The organism is Paraburkholderia bengalensis, from assembly GCF_037126505.1.
Taxonomy (GTDB): Bacteria; Pseudomonadota; Gammaproteobacteria; order Burkholderiales; family Burkholderiaceae; genus Paraburkholderia; species Paraburkholderia bengalensis.
Genome location: NZ_JACFYJ010000234.1, coordinates 1 through 1,853 on the forward strand (window position 1 = coordinate 1; position 1,853 = coordinate 1,853).

The 1,853-nt window shown below is 59.3% G+C and carries 2 protein-coding genes; both read right to left on the bottom strand.

Annotated features, from left to right (window positions below; genetic code table 11):
* Positions 1-5: 5 nt before the first annotated feature.
* Positions 6-722, bottom strand: coding sequence for a zinc ribbon domain-containing protein (locus tag H3V53_RS42915; protein WP_336602998.1), 717 nt, complete (start codon positions 720-722; stop codon positions 6-8).
* Between the two features lie 102 nt (positions 723-824).
* Entirely contained in the window at positions 825-1,724 is a 900-nt protein-coding gene (locus H3V53_RS42920) for a hypothetical protein (protein ID WP_336602999.1), read from the bottom strand.
* Between the last annotated feature and the right edge of the window lie 129 nt (positions 1,725-1,853).

Here is a 1,853-nt window from a genome sequence, read left to right on the forward strand (position 1 = left end):
GTGAACTACCCCGGCCTGAAGGCCGGAGCTTCCCCTTGAAGCGCCATTTTCAATGGAGCCGTGTAAAACTCCGCTACCGGTGTAAGGGATTCAGTTAAACCACCGGTCGCGTCTCGCCATCGCTCAAGCAACGCCTGCTTCACCGCCTTGTATTGCATGGGTTTCGGCGAGAGGCGTCCGTGAACATCAACTATGTGCAATTCTTCCCGCAGAACATCGTCGGTCAGCCTTGCGTTGAGGTTGATGGCGGCATTCGTGTCGGCATTGGCCGTAAGGCCACAGCCGACACATTCAAATTCTTCCTGCGTCTTGCGATTGTCCCGGTCAATGGTGTGACACCCGGGGCACTCCTGACTCGAATACGCCGCGTGAGTCGTATGCACGCGGATGTGTTGTTTCTCGCACATCGACGCGAGCCACGGCTTGAGCGACGACAGTCGCAGCAGCCTGTTGAGCCGGCTGTATTTGACATTGTGCAGCTCGTGCCGGAGGAATGTCGCGTCCTTCGAAATCGACAGGTCTTCGAGCACAACGTCGGTCACGCCCTCAGCGGCCCAGCCTTTAACCCACGCCGACAGCATCGTCTTGAGCTTCCACTCGTTGCGCAGCAGCAGCTTGCGCAGGCGGCCCCGGTCACGGTAGTCGAAGTTCCTGGTTCCCGGTCCGGTCGAGCTTCTCGAGCAGGACAAGCAGTGAGTCAAGGTACAGGCGGTCGTAGTCATATGCCCGGCCTTCCGAATCGTGCAACAGGTTGTGCTTTGCGTTTGCGTCAATGCCGAGCGTACGTCCCTGCGGCACGAACGTCGGCGCGTCTGCTTCGGCCGTCAGAATGACGTCGACCTTGCGCCCGTTTGCCTTGAGCAGGAATGAGGCGTTCGTACGCAGTGCCGCCGGGTCAATCCTTTTGCGGTCGACAAGCAGCGGGAGGTAGACGTGGCCGTCCTTCTTTCTATCTGTTTTGCGGACCTTGAGGAAGTAGGGTATTTTCGGTTCGACTCGTCAACGACCAGCCCTGATGAGCCGATTTCCGGGTGAATTGTGTGAGTGCCCGTCCGGTATTGCTGCAGTTTGATTCTGACGAGCACGCGGGCACGGCGCGCTTCGACCAGCGCAGACAGACGCGACCACATCTCGGGAGCGCCCTGTAACCTGCGCATTACAGCGCGCAACGCCTTGTCCTTAACCTGTTCAGGGTCGAACGTTGCGAGGTCGCCGACCCGCAATAGATACGCAGAGGCGCGTGTGAGATCAGTCTGCTGGCGCTTCAGGCAGAAATCGCCCGGTTTCGGCGCGCCGGGGAGATACATCAGCTGAATGACGCCTCCCACCTTACGGGTCACTGGCCGGACATAACGGTCGGCGGACCAACCCGCCTGCACAAAGAATGGACGTTGCTGAACGCGTCGATCCCACGCCCGCTCGTAGTCCCCGAAAATGCCATGAAAGAGTGTTTGCGTCTCCCCCGCGTTGAGCACGCCGGTACCGCTGAACTGTTGATAACCTGCCTTGAACGCGGGCGGTGAGCGAATCAACGCGGGCAGGCCTTGATGAACGTAGTCGCTGATCCGGTTTTTCAGCGTCCGGACATGGTCAATGCGCAGATGGACGGCAGCGAGCTTCGTCGCGTTGGCGACCTGGGGCACCGCCGACAGGCGTGCCGAGCGTACTTCCTTGCGGTTTTCGTTGGTATTACGCTTGCGTGGTGCACTGCGACGCTTCGGCATTCGGTACGTTGATGTTTTGCAATATCAACGTATAGGCAACGGGCAGCGCGGGCAGCGTGGACCGACGGATTTCGTTTCCAGATGCGCAATTCATCTCCGCCCTGAAGCACGGAGTTTTCTTGCGGTCTG